Here is a 20324-nt window from a genome sequence, read left to right as displayed (position 1 = left end):
GCATCGTCCTCCCCGGCGCCGGCCCGTCGGGCGGGCGCCTCATCCGTAGGTGTCGCGCGGCCCCCGGCCGCGCACCGAGCGCGGACCCTTCTTCCAGCTCGGGGCTGTCGGTCCGACAACGCGCAACCGGGTCACGACGTCCCCGCCCACCTGCGCGCGCAGCTTGCCGAGGATGGACGGCGCCAGCAGCCGCAGCTGCGTGGCCCACGCCGTGGACTCGGCGACGACCAGCAGCTCGCCCTCGCTGAGGGTCTGCGGCCGGCAGTGCGCGGCGATGTCGGGGCCGACGATCGCGTCCCACCGGCCGAACACCGAGCCCACCTTCGTCCGGGCCGACCAGTCCTGCTGGTTGACCAGGGCGTCGACCAGGTTGCCGAGCGGCTGGGGGTCGTCGGCGCCCGGGCGCGGCCCGGTCCAGGTGCGGCGCGGCCCGGCGATCCGGCGACGGGTGGGCCGCGGCCGGGCCGCCGAGGCGGCCCGCGCCGCCTCGAGCGCGGCTCGCGCGATGTCGCTGGGCCGCGCCGGCCGGTCCTCGCTCACCGGGCTCCTCCCTCACCGGCCGGGACGGCGTCCTTCACCACGAGCGCCAGGCCACCGCCCACCTCGACCCGGGTGCCGCGCAGCTCCGTGGGCACGTCGTCGACGACGGCCGCGGTGATCAGCGTCTGCTCGGCCGACCGTGCGACCTGGGCGAGGGCCGCCCGCCGCTCGGCGTCGAGCGTGGCGAACACGTCGTCGAGGATCAGGATGGGGTCCTCGCCCTCGCTCCGGAGCACGGCGAAGGTGGCCAGCTTGAGCGCCAGGGCCAGCGACCAGCTCTCCCCGTGGCTGGCGAAGCCCTTCGCGGGGGCGGGGCCGAGGTGGATCACCAGGTCGTCGCGGTGCGGCCCCACCAGCGTCATGCCGCGGTCGAGCTCGTCGCCGCGGCGCTCGGCGACCCGCGCCCGCATCGCCTCGGTGAGCTCCGCCCCGGAGGGCAGCTCGTCGTCGGCCCGCAGGGCGGCGCCGTCCCCGGCCAGCGGCACCGTCGAGCTGTAGCCCAGGCCCGCGGTCGCGGCGCCGTCCCCGGCGACGCCGGCGTAGGACTCGGCGACGTGCGGCGCCAGGTCGGCGACCAGCCGTAGGCGGGCGGCCAGCAGCTGACCGCCGAGGTCGGTGAGGTGCCCGTCCCAGACGTCGAGGGTCTCCATCGCCTTGCCGCGCGCCAGGCGGGCGGTCTTCAGCAGTGCGTTGCGCTGCTTGAGCACGCGCTCGTAGTCGCTGCGCACGCCGGCCAGGCGGGGCGTCCGGGTGGCGAGCAGCTCGTCGAGGAAGCGACGCCGCTCGGTGGGGTCGCCACGGATCAGCAAGAGGTCCTCGGGCGCGAACAGCACCGTGCGCACCAGGCCCAGCACCTCGCGGGGGCGGGGCAGGGCGGCCCGGTTCACCCGCACCCGGTTCGCCTTGCCCGGGTTGATCTCGATCTCGACGAGCAGCTCCCGGTCACCGCGGCGCAGCGCCGCGCGGACCACCGCCTGGGCCGCTCCGTGACCGACCAGCGGAGCGTCACCGGAGACCCGGTGGCTGCTCATGGTCGCGAGGTAGCCCACCGCCTCGACGAGGTTGGTCTTGCCCTCGCCGTTGCGCCCGACGAACACGGTCGGCCCCGGCCCCAGGGCCAGGTCCACCCGGTCCCAGCTGCGGAAGGAGCCGACCTGCAGGTGCCTCAGGTACACCTCAGGCCCTCCCCGGTCACGCGGGCCGCTCGGCCTCCTGCGCCTGGACGGCGCGCACCGAGTGCCCGCCGAACTGGTTGCGCAGCGCGGCGACCGCCTTCATGGTCGGCGAGTCCTCCTGGCGGGAGGAGAAGCGGGCGAACAGCGAGGCCGCGATCGTCGGCACGGGGACGGCGTTCTCGATCGCCTGCTCGACGGTCCAGCGACCCTCGCCGGAGTCCTCGGCGTAGCCGCTGATCTCCTCGAGCGCCGGGTCCTCCTCCAGCGCGCGGACCAGCAGGTCCAGCAGCCAGGAGCGGATGACGGTGCCCTGCGTCCAGGACGCGATGACGCCCGGGACGTCCTCGACGAGGTCGACGGCGGCCAGCAGCTCGTAGCCCTCGCCGTAGGCCTGCATCAGCGCGTACTCGATGCCGTTGTGGACCATCTTGCTGAAGTGGCCGGCGCCCACCGGGCCGGCGTGCACGAACCCGGCGCCGGGCATTTCCTGCCCGGACTCGTCGTGCGGTGCCGGCGGCTTGAGCGCGTCGAAGATCGGCTGCGCCTTGGCGACGTCCTCCTTGGTGCCACCGACCATCAGCGCGTAGCCGTTCTCCAGGCCCCAGACGCCACCGGAGACGCCGGCGTCGATGTAGCCGATGCCCTTCTCGCGCATCATGACGTCGTGCACCTGGTCGTCGGTGTACTTCGAGTTTCCGCCGTCGATCACGACGTCGCCGGGGCTGAGCAGCTCGCCCAGCTCCTTGATCGTCGCCTTCGTCGGCTCACCCGCGGGCACCATCACCCACACCACGCGAGGCGTTGTGAGCGCCTCCACCAGTGCGGGCAGGCTGTCGACGTCGCGCTTGCCGGGAGCACGGTCGTATCCCACGACCTCGTGCCCGGCGCGTCGCAGCCGCTCGGCCATGTTGCCGCCCATCTTGCCCAGCCCGATCAGCCCCAGCTGCACGGTCCCGCCTCTCTTCGCCGTCGTGGTCGCGATCCATCGTGCTCGTGCCGGGCGGCTCCCGCCCGGCGGCCGACCCCGGGCCCGCGCAGGGGCCCAGGGCGGAAGTGGCTCAGCCCGGCAGCCGCACCGGCATGATCAGGTACCGGTAGCTCCCGGGACGCTCGACCGGCGCCGGCTTGTCGTCGTCGGCCGCCGGCTCCTCGACGCCGGACAGCACGGCCGGCTTCAGCGGGCTGGTGAAGTCCATCCGCGCGCGCTCGGTGTGCACGGCGGCCAGGCCATCGAGCAGGAACGTCGGGTTGAACCCGATGGTCAGCGGCTCGCCGTCGAACTCGACGTCACAGCGCTCCTCCGCCTGCCCCTCGTCGTCGCTGCCCCCGGCCCGCAGGGTGACCTGCCCCGGCGTGAACTCGCAGCGCAGCGGCGTCCCCCGCTCGGCGACCAGGGCCACCCGCTTCGCTGCGTCGGTGAACAGGCCCACCGGCAGGGTGGCGTTGGCCAGCGACTCGTTGGGCATGATCGCGCGGTACTTCACGAACTCGGCGTCGAGCAGCCGGGTGGTGGTCTGCCGGTCCTTGCCCGAGAGGCCGAGGATGCCCTCGCCCGAGCTGCCCGAGGACAGCGAGAGCGTGATCTCCGGGCCGCTGGTCAGCGTCTTGGCCGCCTCGGCGAGCGTGCGCGCCGGAACCAGCACCGCGGCCGAGAGCCCGGAGGTCTGCGGGCGCCAGGCGAACTCGCGCACGGCGAGGCGGTAGCGGTCGGTGGCGGCGAGGGTGATCTGGTCGTCGTCGATCTCCAGCCGGACACCGGTGAGCATCGGCAGCGTGTCGTCCCGCCCGGCTGCGACCGCGACCTGGGCGACGGCCTCGGCGAAGACGTCGCTGTCGACGTTCCCGGCGGCCGAGGGCATGGAGGGCAGCGACGGGTAGTCCTCGACCGGCAGCGTCGGCAGGCTGAACCGGGCGTTGCTGCAGGTGATCGCCAGGCGCGGGCCCTCGGCGCTGATCTCGACCGGGTGCGGGGGCAGCGCGCGGGTGATCTCGGCGAGCAGCCGCCCCGGGACGAGGACGCGGCCGCTCTCACTGGTCTGCACGTCGACCTCGGAGCGGGCCGACACCTCGTAGTCGAAGCCGGAGACCGACAGCTGGTTCCCCTCGGCCTCGAGCAGGATGCCCGCCAGCACCGGTACCGACGGCCGCGGCGGCAGGCTGCGCGCCGTCCAGGCGACGGCGTCGGCGAGCACCTCACGTGCCACCCGGAACTTCATCTCTCGACCCACCCATGTTCGGTCCGGCCCTGCGGCCACCGGGAGGGCGGACGGCACGGGCACGGAGCTCGTCGTTCGTACTGCTGCGAGGCCAGGGCTCCGCTGCGGTGCTCATCGTGCCTGTTGCAGCCCCCGGTGGGGAAACCCCGGTCCCTCGATGGGCTGCTGATCCGGATCCTGCCGCTGCGCTCCGGGGAGCCTCGCAGCGCAGCGTCCCCACCCAGAGTGTGGTTCGAGAATTCTCCGGGATAACTCCTTCATCCTCGTCATCACTGGTGTGGAAGCTGGGGATCGAGGCCCTTCCCGCAGGTCAGCGGCCGATCGGGGGTGTTGGCCGACTGTGGGTGGTCGGCGTCCTCCTGTTGTCGACACGTGGACAGATCGACGGTTGTGCACCGTGACCCGCGGCGGTCCACCTGCTGTCCCCTGCGTCTCCCCGGTCCGTCCCCAGGTCCTGTGCGGGGCGTGCGGTGGGCGTCCGGGGCGGAGTGAGCCCGGCGTCGCCCGGCACGGTGTTCTCCCAGGTCAGGCGCTCGCTGAGCGGGCGGAGCCGGCGGGACCGGGCGCCGGCGGCGGTGTCCCGTGACGGCGGGGAACGACGTCGTCGCGGTTTCCCCCAGTCTGTGCACATTCCTGGGGACAACTTCTCGACGAGTCGACGTCCTCCGGCGCCCTTGCGCGGGTCATCGCGCCCAGAACCTGCGGATCCGTCGTCCCCAGGGATCCACACAGGTGTGGACAACCACTTGTCGACCACCACGGGACGGTGGCCGGTAGCTGTCCGGACGGTGACCGTTCCGGCCGCGCGCCGTCACCGCCGGCGTCCCCGGACCAGGCCTCCACGATGTTGATCAGGTGACCTGATCGTTCTGGGTCCTGGCTCACGATCGGTGGTGAGCCAGGACCCCACCAGGTGAGCCAGGACCCCCGCCAGGTGAGCCGGGGAAGGCCACGAGCGGGCGCGTGAGGGGTCCCCGAGGTGGACGGACCGCGCGCAACCGGCGAGCGGCTGGCGGGCGCGGAGTGCTCCGGGGAGCCGGTTGTGGGCGCGGTGCGGTCCGTCCGGCCCCTCCGAAGGCTCGCCACGAGCGAGCGAGTCGGGAGAGGGAGGGGTCCTCTTACTGCCGGGCGCGGCTCTTGATGCGGGCGGTGAGCTCGGTGACCTGGGTGTAGGTGGCCCGCCGCTCGCTCATCAGGTTGGTGATCTTCTTGACGGCGTGCATGACCGTGGTGTGGTCCTTGCCGCCGAACGAGGCACCGATCCGCGGCAGGGAGAGCTCGGTCAGCTCACGGCAGAGGTACATCGCGATCTGCCGGGCGTTGACCAGCGTGCGGCTGCGGTTGGTGCCCTGCAGCTCCTCCATCGTCACGGAGAAGTACTCCGCCGTGGCGGCCATGATGATCGCCGCGGTGATCTGCGGGCCCTGCTCGTCGCTGATCAGGTCCTTGAGCACCAGCTCGGCCAACGGCAGGTCGACCTGCTGCTTGTTCAGCGACGCGAACGCGGTGACCCGGATGAGCGCGCCCTCGAGCTCGCGGATGTTGGTCTGCACCTTGCTCGCGATGAACTCCAGCACCTGGTCGGGCACCTGGAGCCGCTCGCCCCACGCCTTCTTGCGGAGGATCGCGATACGGGTCTCGAGGTCCGGCGCCTGGACGTCGGTGATCAGCCCCCACTCGAAGCGGGTGCGCAGCCGGTCCTCCAGCGTGGTCAGCTTCTTCGGCGGCCGGTCGGAGGTGATCACGATCTGCTTGCTGGCGTTGTGCAGCGTGTTGAAGGTGTGGAAGAACTCCTCCTGCGTGCGCTCGGCCCGCTCGAGGAACTGGATGTCGTCGATCAGCAGGAAGTCGATGTCCCGGAAGCGGCGCCGGAACTCCTCGGCCCGGCCGGAGTGCACCAGGTTGATGAACTCGTTGGTGAACTCCTCGGTGCTCACGTACCGGACGCGGACGTTGGGGAACATCCGGGCGGCGTAGTGGCCGATGGCGTGCAGCAGGTGGGTCTTGCCCAGCCCCGACTCGCCGTAGATGAACAGCGGGTTGTACGCCCGGGCGGGGGCCTCGGCGACGGCGACCGCGGCGGCGTGCGCGAAGCGGTTGCTGTTCCCGATGACGAAGGAGTCGAAGACGTACTTCGGGTTGAGGCCGGGATCCAGCCCGCCCGGTCGGCCCGACTCGGCGCGCCGGGGGCGGGCTGCCGAGCCGCCACCGGAACGGCGCGGCTCCCCCGCCGGTGCGTCGACGTCGAAGGGGAGCACGTCGGCGGTCCGCTCGTCCTCGCCGCCCCAGTCCCGGCTGCCGGAGTCGGGGGCGGGCCCGGTCGGGCCCCACGTCGTGGTGCTCCAGTCCTCCGGAGCGCCACGGTCGGCCGGCGGACGCTGCGGGCCGTCGGCCGGGTGGAGCTCGCGGACCTCGGGGAACTCGGGGGTGGCCGACCGGTCGGCGGATGCGGACCGGTCCCAGGGGGCGGCGGTGCCGACGACGTCGGTCCGTACGCCGAACGCGCTGCGTCCGTCGTCGGCACGGTCGCGGGTCGCCTGGTCCTCCTCGGCCCGCTGTGCCTCCACGGCCGACCACGGTCGCCGGGTCGGCTCGGGCTCGGCGGGCGGCGGAGGAGGAGCCGGGGAGTCCTCCACCTGGACGGCGACGCGGATGTCGCGGCCGTAGGTCTGGGACAGCGCCTCGGCGAGCACCCGGCGCATGCGGGACTCGAGCACCGTCTGGGTGAATTCGTTCGGGGCCTCCAGGACGGCGGTGTCCTCGAACAGCCCGACGGGTCGCGTCAGGTTCAGCATCGCGTTCTGCTGCGGGGAGAGGCTGGTCGCCAGTCGCTCCCGGATCTGGTCCCAGACCGTCGCCAGGTCCAGCGTGGCATCGGCCATGCCGTCTCGTCCTCCCCTGCTGTCCACCCCGCGGCCGTCCCCGGTTGCGTCCGTCCCGGCCCACCTGGCCTCCGCGAACCGCGGACCGTCCACCGGTGGGGTGCCCCGGTTGTGGACATCCGAACGCATGTGGTCCACATCGGTGTCCACAGGCTGTGCACGGCCGGCAGAGGTGCTGCGCCGGCTCCGCACGGGACGACGGCCGGTGCAGCATATTCGCTGGTCACGGCCCGGATCGGGCGGCTGGAGGAGTGGCTCGGCGGTCGGTCGACCGACGGGGTCGGCCCGCGCGTCGTGACCCTGACGCCCGACGCGGAGCGACGGCGACGCTAACAGCCCCGTCCACAGCCCGGCAACGCTGCGGGGCCGGAACCGCCGGTTCCCCGCGGCGCGAGCGTGTCGGGCCCGGGCGGAGCTCCCCGGCGCGCCGCGGACTTCCGCCCGGGCCGCTCGGGCCACCATGGGCGGTCGGTCACCGGCACCCGCCGGTCCTCGGCTATGCTGGCCGGAGTCTGTGGACGGGTCTGCCCGTGTCCCGGCCACGCCAGTCTGCGCGGTCGGGCCTGGGTGCGCCGGTCCGCAGTGCCAGCTTCCAGGGCTCCGGGGACGGTCACCGTGCCGCTCCGACGCCCTGCGCGCGTCCGTCCACCGACGGGAGCGCACCGCCGATGTCGTGTAGTGGGAGTACCTCGTGAGCAAGCGCACCTTCCAGCCGAACAACCGCCGCCGGTCCAAGACCCACGGCTTCCGGCTGCGGATGCGGACCCGCGCGGGCCGGGCGATCCTCGCCACCCGTCGGCGCAAGGGCCGCGAGAAGCTCTCCGCCTGACGTGCTGCCTGCGCAGGCACGCCTGCGCCGGCGCCCGGAGTTCAGCGCGGTCGTCCGATCCGGCCGGCGCGCCGGGCGGCCGACCATGGTGCTGCACTACCTCCCCGAACGGCCCGAGCAGCCGGCCGGCGACCCCGCGTCGCCGCCGGCCGCGCGGGCCGGTTTCGTGGTGGGGAAGAGCGTGGGCAACTCGGTGGTCCGACACCGGGTGACCCGTCGCCTGCGTGCGGTCGTGCGAGCCGAGCTCGACCGCCTGCCCGCCGGTGCGGATCTGGTGGTCCGCGCCCGCCCCGAAGCAGCCGACGCCGACTCGGCGGTGCTGCACCGGGACCTGGTCTCGGGCCTGGACCGGCTCCTCGGCGACCGGGCCTCCCGGCGATGAGCGCGCCGGCCGGGGCGAGCCCGCGGCGCTCCGCCGTCGCGCGGCTGCTGCTGCGCGCCGTCGGCTTCTACTCCCGGGCGATCAGCCCGGCGCTGCCGCCGCGCTGCCGGTTCCACCCGACCTGCAGCGCGTACGCCGCCGAGGCGGTCGGCACGCACGGAGCGGCTCGCGGCAGCTGGCTGGCGCTGGTCCGGCTGGCCAAGTGCGCGCCGTGGCACCCGGGCGGCGTGGATCTCGTCCCGCCGGCGCGTGGAACCGGGACGGGTGCCCGCTCGTCCAGCACAGCGGCACGTCCTCCCGGCGCGCCGTCCGATGACCCCGGCCGCGAGGCCACCCCGCCGGCCGCGTGCCGGACCCCGCAGGAGGAGTCCTCCGTTGCTTGACTGGCTGTACACCGCCATCTCCTGGGTCATGGCCCGGTGGCACTCGCTCTGGAACTGGATCTTCGGCGACCCGCCCGCCGAGTCCGGTCTCTCCGGCCTCAGCTGGGTCCTGGCGATCGTCTTCCTGGTCGTCACCATCCGGCTGATCCTCTTCCCGCTGTTCGTCAAGCAGGTGAAGTCGCAGCGGGCGATGCAGGAGCTGCAGCCGGAGATGGCGAAGCTGCGCAAGCAGTACGGCAGCGACCGCCAGGGCATGGCCCAGGCGCAGCAGAAGCTGTTCAAGGAGCGCGGGGTCAACCCGCTGGCCGGGTGCCTGCCGATCCTGCCGCAGATCCCGGTCTTCCTGTCGCTGTTCCACGTCCTGCGCCGGCTGGCCCCGGACAAGCAGGGCCTCTACTCGTGGACCGACGAGCTCACCGACCAGGCGGCACGCGCCAAGCTCTTCGGTGCGCCGATCTCCGCGTCGTTCAACATGAGCGGCGCCAAGGAGCAGGCGATCCTGGACATCGCCAGCTACACCACCATCCGGATCGTCGCCTTCGCGCTGATCGTCGTGATGTGCTTCACGACGTACTTCACGCAGAAGCAGATCATGGCGCGCTCGGGCCCCGTCGAGGGTCAGGCAGCGATGGTGCAGAAGCTGATGCTCTACGGCGTGCCGCTGAGCCTCTTCGTCTCCGGCTTCATCTTCCCCATCGGTGTCCTCATCTACTGGATGACGAACAACCTGTGGACGATGGGCCAGCAGTTCTTCATCCTCCGCAAGCTGCCGCCGCCCGGCTCCGACGCCGGGAAGGCGAAGGCGGATGCGGACAAGCCGGCCGTCGACCCGAAGACGCTCGCCCCGAAGCCGGGCGCGAAGCCGGTGCGACCCAAGCAGGGGCGCCCCGCCTCCACCACGGCCGCGCCGTCGAGCACCGTGGACGGCGACGGTCGCGTCGGCGACGACCCGACGTCCGACGGGTCCACAGGGAACGGGTCCACGGGGAACGGGTCCACGGGGAACGGGTCCACGGCCACCGGGTCCACGGCCACCGGGTCCACCGGCTCGCGCAGCGCGGGGTCCGGCGCCGGCCGGAACTCCCGCTCCGGAGCGGGCCAGGGGCCGGCCAACCGCGGGAAGCGGAAGCGTCGCTGACCCTCGCCCGACCGCTTTCCAGCCGGCCCGCCCGGCACACAGTCCACCGGGGCCACCCGGCCGCCGCACCGAACTGGGAGGAACACCCGTGAGTGCTCCGCAGCAGCCCGTGACAGACAACCCGCCCGCTCTGCCCGACGCGGACGCCGCCAGCGACGACGCCGTCGTGGAGCCCGTCGATGTCGAGACCGCCGAGACGGGTGGGGCCGGTGGGACCGCTGACGACCTGCTGGTCCGCGAGGGCGACGTCGCCGGGGACTACCTCGAGCGGCTCCTCGACATCCTCGACGTGGACGGCGACATCGACCTCGACGTGGAAGGGGACCGGGCGTCGGTCGCGATCGTCGGCGGCCGGCTGGACGACCTGATCGGTCCCGACGGCGCCACGCTGGAGGCGCTCCAGGAGCTCACCCGCCTCGCCGTCGCCCAGTCCACGGGTGTGCGCAGCCGGCTGATGCTCGACGTGGGTGGCTACCGGGCCAAGCGCCGGGCGGACCTCACCTCGCTGGCCGGCGAGACCGCGCGCCGGGTCTCCGCCAGCGGCCAGCCGGAGCGGCTCAGCCCGATGAACCCCTTCGAGCGCAAGGTCGTGCACGACGTCATCGCCTCGGTGGCCGGCGTGCACAGCGAGTCGGAGGGCGAGGAGCCCCGCCGCCGCGTCGTGGTCCTGCCCGACAGGTGAGCGACGGAGGTCCCGGGCCCGACGCCCCGGCCGCCCCCGAGGTGCCCGCGCCGCCGGCGGCCGTCGCCGTCTTCGGCGACGCCCTGCCCGCGGCGCAGCGGTACGTGGCCAAGCTGGCCTCCGATGGGGTGACGCGCGGCCTGATCGGCCCCCGCGAGGTCCCGCGGCTGTGGGAGCGGCACGTCCTCAACAGCGCGGCAGTGGCCGAGGCCGTCCCCCGGGACGCCCGGGTGGTCGACGTCGGCAGCGGCGCGGGCCTCCCCGGCATCCCGCTCGGGCTGGCCCGCCCGGACATCGCCCTCACCCTGGTCGAGCCGATGGCCCGGCGGGTCGAGTTCCTGGAGGAGGCGGTCGCCGACCTGGCGGGTCCGTCCGCCACCTGGCGCGTGGTGCGCGGACGGGCCGAGGACCGGTCGGTGGTGACCGCCGTCGGCCGGGTCGACGTGGTCACCGCACGGGCGGTCGCCCCACTCCCCCGGCTCGTCGGCTGGTGCCGCGGCCTGCTCCGGCCAGGCACCCAGCTGGTGGCCCTGGTCGGCGCCCGCGCGCTGGCCGAGCTGCCGGCCTTCCTGCCCGAACTCCACGCCGCCGGCATGCGCGACATCGAACCGCGTGCCGTCGGTGCATCCCTGGGAGACGCTGCCACTACCGTGGTGGTCATGACGCGGGGAGACCGGTGAGGCTGCCGGTCGGCGCTCCCGCGTCCTGTTCCACGTGGAACAGGCACTGCTACCCGATCCGTTCCACGTGAAACGGCGCCAGAGGAAGGACCTGCGATGACCGACCCGGGCGAGCGGCTGCGCAGCAGCCTCGCCGCTGACCAGTCGTCGACCGCATCGTCCTCCGGTGGGCTCGCGGACTTCGACAGCCCCATCGCCATGGAGGCCCTGCGTGCCACGCGTGTCCTGCACGCCGCCGAGCAGGAGCCCTTCCCGGCGCCCGGGCGCATCCGGGTCATCACGATCGCGAACCAGAAGGGTGGGGTCGGGAAGACGACGTCGACGGTGAACCTCGGCGTCGCGCTCGCCCTCTACGGGCTGCGCACCCTGGTGATCGACCTCGACCCGCAGGGCAACGCGAGCACGGCCCTCGGCGTCGAGCACACGGTCGGCACGCCGTCGATCTACGACGCCCTCGTCGGTGACAGCACCCTCTCCGAGGTGGTGCACGCGACGACCGCCAGCCCGAACCTGCTCTGCGTCCCGGCGACCATCGACCTGGCCGGCGCCGAGATCGAGCTGGTCTCCGTCGTCGCCCGGGAGCACCGGCTGCGCCGGGCCATCGAGGCGTACGTGGCGGCGCTGCCGCGGGAACGGCGCCCGCACTACGTGCTCATCGACTGCCCGCCCTCGCTCGGCCTGCTGACGTTGAACGCGCTGGTGGCCGGCGACGAGGTGCTCATCCCCATCCAGTGCGAGTACTACGCGCTGGAGGGGTTGGGGCAGCTGCTCAACAACATCGACCTGGTCCGCCAGCACCTCAACCCGGGGATCGCCGTGCGGACCATCCTGCTCACCATGTACGACGGGCGGACGAAGCTCGCCGACCAGGTCGCCGACGAGGTCCGCAACCACTTCGGGGACCTCGTGCTGAACGCCGTGATCCCCCGCAACGTGCGGGTCTCCGAGGCGCCGGGCTACGGGCAGTCGGTGCTGACCTACGACCCGGGCTCGCGCGGCTCGACCAGCTACGTGGAGGCCGCCCGCGAGCTGGCCCAGCGCGGGGTGGCCCTCGAGCCCCTCGATGCGTCCACCGGCAGCAACGGGGCCACCCCGGTCGGCGCGCTCGCCTTCGGGGAGACGTCGGTGCCGTTCGGCGGCCAGGACTCCCAGTGACCACCCCTGCCAGCGAGGAGCTGTCATGACGAAGCGAGGCGGCCTCGGACGCGGGCTGGCGGCGCTCATCCCGACCGGGCCGGCGCCCACGCCTCCCCCGGTCGCGCCCACCACCCCGGCGCCGGGCACGGAGCGGGACGAGCAGTCGGCTCCGCGCTCCGGGACCGGACCGGACGGCGCCTCGCCGGTCGCGGAGGCGACCGAGCCGTCGCGTGCGCCGGTCAGCCTGGTGCCCTCCCCGGCGCCGTCCCCGGCCGCGGAGACCGACGCGGTGGGCGTCCCGGGCGCGCAGCTGCGCGAGGTCGGGGTCGAGGACGTCGTGCCGAACCCGAAGCAGCCGCGGCAGGTCTTCGACGACGAGGCCCTGGAGGAGCTGACCCACAGCGTCAGGGAGTTCGGGCTCCTCCAGCCGATCGTCGTGCGCGAGTCCGACGGTGGGCGCTACGAGCTCATCATGGGCGAGCGGCGGCTGCGCGCCGCGCGAGCGGCCGGGCTCGGCACCGTGCCGGCGATCGTGCGCGACACCACCGACGACGCGATGCTGCGCGACGCGCTGCTCGAGAACATCCACCGGGTCCAGCTGAACCCGCTGGAGGAGGCCGCCGCCTACCAGCAGCTGCTGGAGGAGTTCGGGGCCACGCACGAGGAACTCGCGCAGCGGATCGGGCGCAGCCGCTCGCAGGTCACCAACACCATCCGGCTGATGAAGCTGCCGGTGAAGGTGCAGACCCGGGTCGCCGCCGGCGTCATCTCCGCCGGGCACGCCCGCGCGCTGCTCGGACTGCAGGATCCGGTGGCCCAGGACGCGCTGGCCACCCGGATCGTCGCCGAGGGCCTCTCGGTGCGGGCCACCGAGGAGGCCGTCGCGCTGGCGGCCGCCGAGGAGCCCGTGGCCAAGCGACGTACCCGGCGGATCTCCGCACCCGGGGTGGAGGAGCTGGGCTCCCGGCTGTCGGACATGTTCGAGACCAAGGTGAAGATCCAGATCGGCCGGTCGAAGGGCAAGATCGTCGTCGAGTTCGGTTCGGTGGACGACCTGCAGCGGATCATCGGTGTCATGGCCCCGGACATCACCGGGCGTCGTCCCGACGCCTGATCCACCACCGGGAACGACAGAGGCCGCCTTCCGTCACTGACGGAAGGCGGCCTCTGTCGGCTGCGCCACGTTCAGCGCGGGTTCTCCGCGCACCGGGCGAGCAGGCGGGCCAGCACCGCGCCCAGGTCGTAGCCGGCCGCCTCGACCGCCATGGGGAACATGGAGGTCTCGGTCAGCCCCGGGGAGACGTTCACCTCGAGGAAGTGCACCTCGCCGTCGGGGGTCACGATCGCGTCGGTCCGGGAGAGGTCGGCCAGCCCCAGCACCTCGTGCACCCGGACGGCGACCTCGGCGGCGCGGGCCGCCGCCTCGTCCGGGATGCGGGCGGGCGCGTGGTACTCGGTGAGCCCCGGTGAGTAGCGGGACGCGTAGTCGAAGACCCCGGATTCGGGCTCGATCTCAACGGCCGGCAGGGCGACCGGCCCGTCGCCCAGGTCGACGACGGCGAGCGCGACCTCGACCCCCTCGACGTAGCGCTCCACCATCACGGTGTCGCCGTAGGCGAAGCAGCTGACCATCGCGGCCGGGAGGTCCTCGACCCGGCTGATCTTCTGCACGCCCAGGGCCGAGCCGCCCGACGCCGGCTTGACCATCAGGGGCAGCCCCAGCCGGGCCACCATCAGGTCCAGCACCGCACCGGCACCCAGTTCGCGGAAGGTGCTGTGCGGGAGCGCCACCCAGTCCGGCGTGGTCAGCCCGGCGGTGCGGACCACGGACTTCGCGGCCGGCTTGTCCCAGGCCAGCCGGCACGCGGCCGCGGGCGACCCCACGTACGGCACCCCGGCCAGGTCGAGGACCGCACGGAGGGCACCGTCCTCGCCGGTGGCGCCGTGCAGCGCGATGAAGACCGCGTCGGCCGGGGCCGCGGCCAGGCCGGGCAGCAGCTCGGCATCGGCGTCGCGCAGCTCGGCGTCCAGGCCGGCGCGGGTGAGCTCCTCGACCACCTGGGTGCCGGAGGAGAGGCTGACCTCGCGTTCGAAGGTGAGCCCGCCGGCGAGGACGACGGCCCGCAGCGGGTGTCGCTCCTCGGGCGCGGCGGGCACTGCGGCGGGCGCGGTCTCGCTCATCGGCCGTCCTCGTACGTGTCGCTGTTCGCCGGCCCCACCATCGACTCGGCGTCGTGGCCGGAGCCCGGCCGGATCGCCCGGAAGGTACCGGTGTCGACCTTGTCGAAGGTGGAGTGCAGGTCCAGTTCCGCCTCGACGACGCGGGACAGCCGGCGGACCCCCTCCCGGATCTGATCCGGCTCGGGGTAGCAGTACGACAGGCGCATGTACTCCTGGCCGCTGCCGTCGGCGTAGAAGCCGATGCCCGGGACGTAGGCGACGTGCGCGCCGACGGCGCGGGGCTGCATGAGCTTCGCGTCCAGCCCGGCGGGCAGCTTGAGCCACACGTAGAAGCCGCCGTCGGGGCGGGTCCAGGTGGTGCCCGCCGGCATGAGCGCCTGCAGGGACTCCAGCGTGGCGTCGCGGCGCTCCCGGTAGAGCTCGGTGAACAGCTTGATCTGCTCGCGCCAGGGCTGGGTGTCCAGGTACCGGGCGACGGCGTACTGGGTGAGCGACGGCGGGCAGAGCACCTGCGCCTCGGTGGCCAGCACGAGCTTCTCCCGGACCGCCAGCGGCGCGAGCACCCAGCCCACCCGCAGGCCCGGGGAGAACGTCTTGGAGAAGGAGCCCAGGTAGATCACCCGGTGGGCGTCCCGGGCGCGCAGTGCCCGCATCGGCTCGCGGTCGAAGCCCAGCAGGCCGTAGGGGTTGTCCTCGATGATCAGCAGGTCCCAGCGCTCGGCGATCGCCATGATCTCCTCGCGGCGCGGCTCGGAGAGGGTCACGCCGGCCGGGTTGTGGAAGTTCGGCACGGTGTAGAGGAACTTCACCCGGTCGCCGTCGGCGCGGCACGCGGCCAGGGCCTGCTCCAGCGCCTCCGGGATCAGCCCGTCGTCGTCCATGGCGACGTGCCGCACCCGGGCCTGGGCGGACTGGAAGACGCCGAGCGCGCCGACGTAGGACGGCGCCTCGGCGAGGATCACGTCACCGGGGTCGACGAAGACGCGGGTGACCAGGTCCAGCCCCTGCTGCGAGCCGACCGTGACCACGACCTCGCTCGGCGAGGCGTCGGTGATGCCCTCGAGCGCCATGACGTCGCAGATCCGCTCCCGCAGCCGCGGGTCGCCCTGACCCGATCCGTACTGGAGCGTCTGCGCGCCCATGCCCGAGACCAGGTCACCGATCATCGAGCCCACCGCGTCCAGCGGGAGCGCGGTGACGGCAGGCATGCCACCGGCCAGGGAGACCACCTCGGGCCGGCTGACCACGGAGAAGAGCGCCCGGATCTCCGAGCTCTTCATCCCGTGGGTGCGGGCTGCGTAGCGGTCGGCCAGCGGGTCGAGCCGCGGATGACGCGGCGCGGGATGGGGGTGCGCACCCAGGTGCGCCCCCTGCTGTCCGGAACCGGCAGGCGTGCCGGGCGGGATGGTGGCCACCTCAGGAGTGTAGGCGCGGTCGGATGGACGCCTGGTGGGACCACCGGTGCCAGGTGGACCGTTCGGGCCCGGCCGGGGCCTGGGGGCGAGTGGCCGGCTACGCCTTCCCGGGGAGGACGAAGGTGCCGGTCGGTGGGTCGGACTCGGCCGGGAGGTAGAGCCGCTGCACAGCGGCCAGGACGCCGTGGGCGATGGAGCTGCGCACCCGCGCGTCGAGCAGCAGCTGCCGGTCGACCGGGTGGGAGAGGTAGCCGCAGTCCAGCCGGACCGCCGGCATGCGCGTCATGCGCAGCAGCTCCCACGTCTTGGGGTGCGAGCCGAGGTCGAGCATCCCGGTGCGGGCGACGACCTCGCGGCGGGCGAGGTTGGCGAACTGCTCCCCCACCGTGGACGAGGCACCCGATCCGGTGCCGTAGTAGTAGGCGGCGACCCCCCGGGCGTGCTCGGACGGGTGTGCATCCAGGTGCAGGGCGATGAAGAGGTCGGCCCGGGCGTCGTTGGCGAAGGCGGTGCGCTCGGCGGGCGTCGGGTTCTGCTCGCGGCCGCGGGTGAGGTACACGGTGGCGCCGGCGGCGGCCAGCCCGCCCTCGATCCGGGACGCCAGGTCGAAGGCCAGGTCCGCCTCGGTCGTCTCGCCCACGGTGAAGCCGGTGTCCGGACCGCCGTGGCCGGCGTCGACGACGATCCGGCGTCCGATCAGGTGCGGGCCGCTCTCCACGAAGGAGGCGCTCTGCCGCAGCAGCTGGGGACGGCCACCGGTCACCTTGCGTCCCAGCTGGCGCAGGGCGCGCAGCGTCGCCGGGCCGCAGGTGCCGTCCGAGGTCAGCCCGTAGTCGCGCTGGAAGGCGCGCAGGCCGACCTCGGTCTCCGGGCCGAGGATGCCGTCGGCCCGGCCGGCGTCGTAGCCGAGCTCCAGCAGGCGTTCCTGCAGGTTCGTCACGTCGTCGCCGCGCATCGGCCGTTCCGGGTCGTAGCGCAGCAGCCGGTCACCCAGCGACCAGCGGGCCTCGGTGAGGGCCCGGTAGGTCTCCTCCCCGACCCGCCCGTCGACCGAGAGGCCGCGGACCTGCTGGAAGTGGCGGACGGCCAGCTCGGTGCCGGCGTCGTACTCCGCCGACTCCAGACCCGGTTCGTTCCCGTTCTCGGCAGCGGGGAGGAGGCCCAGGCTGCGGAGGGCGGCGTGCACGTCGGCGACGGCCGGCCCGCGGTCCCCCCGCCCCAGAGGCTGCATGCGGCTGTCGGTTCCCATGGTGTGACCGATTGTGGTCCCTCCCGCCGGGGACGGCGCACCGGGGGCGGACCAGCCTCCCCCCCGTACGACGCAGGCCCACCCGTCCGGAGGGACGGGTGGGCCCGGTGACGTGCTGGAACGGCCGCCCTTCAGGGTCCCGCGCCGAGCGTGCGAGGCGTGGGGGGAAGGGTGGTCCTTCTACAGGTAGTCGGCGAGGTCGCTCAGGATGGCGCCCTTGGGCTTGGCGCCGATGATGCTCTTGACCGGCTTGCCGCCCTGGAAGACCGTCATGGTCGGGATCGACATGACCTGGTAGTCGCGGGCGATCTGCGGGTTCTCGTCGATGTTCAGCTTCGCGATGGTGAGCTTGTCGCCGTGCTCGGCGGCGATCTCCTCCAGCACGGGGGCGACCATCTTGCACGGGCCGCACCACTCCGCCCAGAAGTCGACGAGCACGGGCTTGTCGCTGCCCAGCACATCGGTGGCGAAGCTGGAGTCGGTCACCGTCACGGTGTTGCCTGCCATGGTCGTTCTCCCTCTCGGTCGACTGGCTCGTTGCATGCGCTGACGAGGTGTGCCTGCCCGGACAACCGGCCGGACGGGTCGGTTATGCCCGGATCCGGCCGTTGCCCGGCAGGCCCGCGGTCAGCGCTCGTCGAAGGTCTCGGCGAGCCACCGCTCGGCGTCGATGGCGGCGGCGGCACCCGTGCCGGCCGACGTGATCGCCTGGCGGTAGATGTGGTCGACGACGTCGCCGCAGGCGAAGACGCCGTCGATGTTGGTGCGGGTGGTCGGGTGGTCCACCTGGATGTAGCCCTCGTCGTCGAGCTTCAGCTGGCCGACGAACAGCTCGCTGCGCGGGTCGTGCCCGATGGCGAGGAACATGCCGGTCACCGGCATCGTCTCGGTGGCCCCGGTGGCGAGGTCGGTCAGCTGGACGGCGGAGACGGTGCTCTCGCCCAGGACGTCGGTGACCTGCTTGCCGAGGGCCCAGCGGATCTTCTCGTTGTCCTGCGCCCGCTTCTGCATGATCTTCGAGGCGCGCAGCTCCTCGCGGCGGTGGACCACGGTGACGCTCTTGGCGAACCGGGTGAGGAAGGTGGCCTCCTCCATCGCCGAGTCGCCGCCGCCGACGACCACGATGTCCTGGTCGCGGAAGAAGAACCCGTCGCAGGTGGCGCAGGCCGAGACGCCGCGGCCGAGCAGCCGCTGCTCGTTGTCCAGGCCCAGGTACCGGTACTTCGACCCGGTGGCCACGATGACCGCGTGGGCCCGGTGTACCTGGTCGCCGACCTTCACGATCTTCGGCTCGGCGGTGAGGTCGACCTCGGTCACGTCCGACGGCACGAGCTCCGCGCCGAAGCGCTCGGCCTGGGTGCGCATGTCGTCCATCAGCTGGGGCCCCTGGATGCCCTCGGGGAAGCCGGGGAAGTTCTCGACCTCGGTGGTGGTCATGAGGGCGCCGCCGAACTGCGAGCCCTCGAACACCAGGGGGTGCAGGTTCGCCCGGGCGGCGTAGGTGGCCGCGGTGTAGCCGGCGGGCCCGGATCCGATGATGATCAGGTCGCGGATGCCGTCGTGCTCCGCCGGGGGGATGACCGGCTGCTCGATCTCGCCGGTGGTCACGGCGGGCCCCGGCGTCGGCTGGTTCTCGGTGCTCGCGCTCACGGTCGCCACAACGACGATCCTAGGGGGCCCATTCCCGGCCGGGCCCGTCCCGTGCCCCGGTGGGGTGGGGGACGGCGTCCGTCCTCAGCCGGCGGTGCGGATCTCCACCTCGGCCAGCTGTGCGGAGAAGCCGTCCGGGCTGTCGACCAGGCCGGTGAGCCACACGAGTACGTAGCGGGCGGTCACCGGGTCGTCGAACGCGAGGTCGGTGGTCTGCTCCAGGGTGCCGTTCGCAGCCACGGCGAAGTCGTCGAGAGCGCCCCCGGCCGTCTCCGCGGTGCGGACCTCGACGGTGGCACCGGGCAGTGCCGTCTGGATGGTGACGCCGGAGAGGTCCTCGGCGCCCCCGAGGTCGTAGAGCACGCCGACGCCGGGCTTGAGGTTCCCGAACGCCGGGGAGCCGCGGTAGTTGAGGGTGGACCAGTTGGTGGCGGGGTCGCCGTCGTAGGACAGCGGGACCGCGCGGTCGTTCTCCGGCTCGCCGTCGCCGAAGGGGTCGAACACCTGGGCGGCGGCGATGGTGGCCACCGGGCCGGGTGCGCTCCCCGGGTCGTCGCCCTCCGCACCGCCGTCCGCGACAGGGGCGCTGGCCGGGGGCGTGGTCCCGTCGATCTCGGACTCCACCGAGTCGGTCACCGACAGGACGCTCGACCCGAACCACCACGCCAGGGCGATGACCACCAGCAGGGCGAGCAGCGGCAGGCCCACGACGACCAGCCGGTGCTTGCGGGCGTCGTCCTCGTCGTCGTCGAGGTCGACCGGGTCGGCGTACGGGTCCTGGCCCGACATCACGTCCGGGTCCAGCACCCCGAAGGGCTCGTCGGCACCGGCCGACGGGGCGGGAGGCAGGGCCCGGCCGGCCACGATGGTGTCCCGGCTCGGGTTGACCGCCCGCACCGGCTCGTCCTCGCCGGTCGGGCGCACCGGGGGCACGGGGGGCAGGGTGCCGGGCTCCAGCCGCACCGGCGCCGCGTTGTCGCCGCCGCGGTCCCGCGAGCGGCGGAGCCGTCCGCCGTCGGCGTCCTCGCCTCGGTACGACGCCAGCGCCTGGTTGGGGCCGGTGCGGGGCCGCTCGGCGAGCAGCGCGGCCATGGCGGCGACGCTGGACATCCCCTGGCCCGGCTCGGTCGAGCGCGCCCGGCGGGCGAGCGCCACCAGGTCGGACGGGCCGGACGCCGGTCGAGCGCCGGGGCCGATGCCGGTGAGGCAGGCCTCCAGCAGCTCGCCGAGCGCGGTGATGTCGCCCTGGACGGTGCCCGAGGCCGCGGGCACGGCCCGCAGCCCGACCAGCCCGTTGGGCCGGAGGACGACGTTCTCCAGCGTCAGGCCGCCGACCGCCAGCCCGACCCGGTGCGCCTCGGCCACGCCCTCGGCGAGCCGGCGGAGGACCAGCCGCACCTCCCGCTCCGGCATCGGGCCCGAGCGCAACCGGTCGGCGAGGGTCTCGCCGTCGATCCACTCGTTGACGACGTACGCCGCGCCGCCCGGTGCCTGCGGGTCGCCGCTGCCCTCGGAGGCGTCGTAGACCATCGCCAGCGCCGGGGTGGCCAGCCCGCCCGCGGTGAGCGCGCGGGTGATCCAGGCGTGGGCGGCGGGGCCGGCCGGCACGTGCACCCGGACGGCGACGTCGCGGTTGAGCACCCGGTCCTTGGCGCGCCAGCTCTGGATGACGCCGGTGGGGGTGGTCTCGTCCGGACCGATCTGGTCGAGGGGCCGGTAACGCTCGGGCAGGCCGGTGGTCGTGGACGCCATCGACACTGTCGACTCCCTGTGCTGCTCCGGCCG

The 20324-nt window shown here is 73.6% G+C and carries 19 protein-coding genes; 8 read left to right on the top strand and 11 right to left on the bottom strand.

The window, feature by feature from the left end; all coding sequences use genetic code 11:
• Positions 1 to 39 precede the first annotated feature (39 nt).
• The 5 genes from ACI8AG_RS04060 to dnaA all read right to left on the bottom strand — a co-directional run bounded on the left by ACI8AG_RS04060 (position 40) and on the right by dnaA (position 6813).
• The gene (locus tag ACI8AG_RS04060) at positions 40 to 540 is read right to left on the bottom strand and encodes a DUF721 domain-containing protein (RefSeq protein WP_456589587.1); all 501 of its coding nucleotides are present in this window, start codon (positions 538 to 540) and stop codon (positions 40 to 42) included.
• A complete protein-coding gene (gene recF / locus ACI8AG_RS04055) occupies positions 537 to 1715 on the bottom strand; it encodes a DNA replication/repair protein RecF (RefSeq protein WP_456596013.1) in 1179 nt (392 codons plus the stop codon). The genes ACI8AG_RS04060 and recF overlap by 4 nt, the downstream gene beginning before the upstream one ends.
• 16 nt (positions 1716 to 1731) lie before the next feature.
• Entirely contained in the window at positions 1732 to 2664 is a 933-nt protein-coding gene (gnd, locus tag ACI8AG_RS04050) for a phosphogluconate dehydrogenase (NAD(+)-dependent, decarboxylating) (protein ID WP_456596012.1), read from the bottom strand.
• Between the two features lie 109 nt (positions 2665 to 2773).
• Positions 2774 to 3931, bottom strand: a complete 1158-nt coding sequence (gene dnaN, locus ACI8AG_RS04045) for a DNA polymerase III subunit beta (protein ID WP_456589590.1) — start codon at positions 3929 to 3931, stop codon at positions 2774 to 2776.
• A gap of 1118 nt (positions 3932 to 5049) precedes the next feature.
• Positions 5050 to 6813 (bottom strand): chromosomal replication initiator protein DnaA, encoded by a 1764-nt coding sequence (gene dnaA / locus ACI8AG_RS04040; protein WP_456589591.1) that lies wholly within the window; start codon positions 6811 to 6813, stop codon positions 5050 to 5052.
• 691 nt (positions 6814 to 7504) lie between these two features.
• On the opposite strand from dnaA, the gene rpmH reads away from it, so the two are divergent.
• The 8 genes from rpmH (at position 7505) to ACI8AG_RS04000 (ending at position 13158) form a co-directional block, all read left to right on the top strand.
• On the top strand, positions 7505 to 7642 hold the full coding sequence (rpmH, locus tag ACI8AG_RS04035) for a 50S ribosomal protein L34 (RefSeq protein WP_091930872.1): 138 nt from the start codon (positions 7505 to 7507) through the stop codon (positions 7640 to 7642).
• A 1-nt stretch (position 7643) separates the two neighbouring features.
• Positions 7644 to 8024 (top strand): ribonuclease P protein component, encoded by a 381-nt coding sequence (gene rnpA, locus ACI8AG_RS04030; RefSeq protein WP_456596011.1) that lies wholly within the window; start codon positions 7644 to 7646, stop codon positions 8022 to 8024.
• Positions 8021 to 8407 (top strand): membrane protein insertion efficiency factor YidD, encoded by a 387-nt coding sequence (gene yidD / locus ACI8AG_RS04025; RefSeq protein WP_456589593.1) that lies wholly within the window; start codon positions 8021 to 8023, stop codon positions 8405 to 8407. Before rnpA ends, yidD begins: the two co-directional genes overlap by 4 nt.
• On the top strand, positions 8400 to 9545 hold the full coding sequence (gene yidC / locus ACI8AG_RS04020; RefSeq protein ID WP_456596010.1) for a membrane protein insertase YidC: 1146 nt from the start codon (positions 8400 to 8402) through the stop codon (positions 9543 to 9545). Before yidD ends, yidC begins: the two co-directional genes overlap by 8 nt.
• A gap of 109 nt (positions 9546 to 9654) precedes the next feature.
• The gene (locus ACI8AG_RS04015) at positions 9655 to 10227 is read left to right on the top strand and encodes a Jag family protein (protein WP_456596009.1); all 573 of its coding nucleotides are present in this window, start codon (positions 9655 to 9657) and stop codon (positions 10225 to 10227) included.
• Complete coding sequence (gene rsmG / locus ACI8AG_RS04010; protein ID WP_456596008.1) at positions 10224 to 10907, top strand: 16S rRNA (guanine(527)-N(7))-methyltransferase RsmG; 684 nt, start codon at positions 10224 to 10226, stop codon at positions 10905 to 10907. Before ACI8AG_RS04015 ends, rsmG begins: the two co-directional genes overlap by 4 nt.
• Before the next feature lie 96 nt (positions 10908 to 11003).
• Positions 11004 to 12062 (top strand): ParA family protein, encoded by a 1059-nt coding sequence (locus tag ACI8AG_RS04005; protein ID WP_456596007.1) that lies wholly within the window; start codon positions 11004 to 11006, stop codon positions 12060 to 12062.
• A 25-nt stretch (positions 12063 to 12087) separates the two neighbouring features.
• Entirely contained in the window at positions 12088 to 13158 is a 1071-nt protein-coding gene (locus ACI8AG_RS04000; RefSeq protein WP_456596006.1) for a ParB/RepB/Spo0J family partition protein, read from the top strand.
• Positions 13159 to 13229: 71 nt separating this feature from the next.
• Here ACI8AG_RS04000 and ACI8AG_RS03995 read toward each other — a convergent pair whose 3' ends face one another.
• The 6 genes from ACI8AG_RS03995 to ACI8AG_RS03970 all read right to left on the bottom strand — a co-directional run bounded on the left by ACI8AG_RS03995 (position 13230) and on the right by ACI8AG_RS03970 (position 20291).
• Positions 13230 to 14225, bottom strand: coding sequence for a D-alanine--D-alanine ligase family protein (locus ACI8AG_RS03995; RefSeq protein ID WP_456596005.1), 996 nt, complete (start codon positions 14223 to 14225; stop codon positions 13230 to 13232).
• A complete protein-coding gene (locus ACI8AG_RS03990) occupies positions 14222 to 15640 on the bottom strand; it encodes an aminotransferase-like domain-containing protein (RefSeq protein WP_456589600.1) in 1419 nt (472 codons plus the stop codon). The genes ACI8AG_RS03995 and ACI8AG_RS03990 overlap by 4 nt, the downstream gene beginning before the upstream one ends.
• Positions 15641 to 15737: 97 nt before the next feature.
• Positions 15738 to 16889 carry an N-acetylmuramoyl-L-alanine amidase gene (locus ACI8AG_RS03985; RefSeq protein ID WP_456596004.1) on the bottom strand — a complete coding sequence of 384 codons (1152 nt, stop codon included), beginning with the start codon at positions 16887 to 16889 and terminating at the stop codon, positions 15738 to 15740.
• 180 nt (positions 16890 to 17069) lie between these two features.
• Complete coding sequence (trxA, locus tag ACI8AG_RS03980) at positions 17070 to 17396, bottom strand: thioredoxin (protein WP_456563417.1); 327 nt, start codon at positions 17394 to 17396, stop codon at positions 17070 to 17072.
• 120 nt (positions 17397 to 17516) lie between these two features.
• Positions 17517 to 18548: a thioredoxin-disulfide reductase gene (gene trxB, locus ACI8AG_RS03975; protein WP_456596003.1), complete on the bottom strand. Its 1032-nt coding sequence runs from the start codon at positions 18546 to 18548 to the stop codon at positions 17517 to 17519.
• A 75-nt stretch (positions 18549 to 18623) separates the two neighbouring features.
• Positions 18624 to 20291, bottom strand: a complete 1668-nt coding sequence (locus ACI8AG_RS03970; RefSeq protein WP_456596162.1) for a hypothetical protein — start codon at positions 20289 to 20291, stop codon at positions 18624 to 18626.
• Positions 20292 to 20324 lie beyond the last annotated feature (33 nt).

It is taken from the genome of Blastococcus sp. SYSU DS0552 (genome assembly GCF_054050815.1).
Note: the sequence above shows the minus strand (reverse complement) of the source record. Positions and strands in the feature narration are given on the sequence as shown.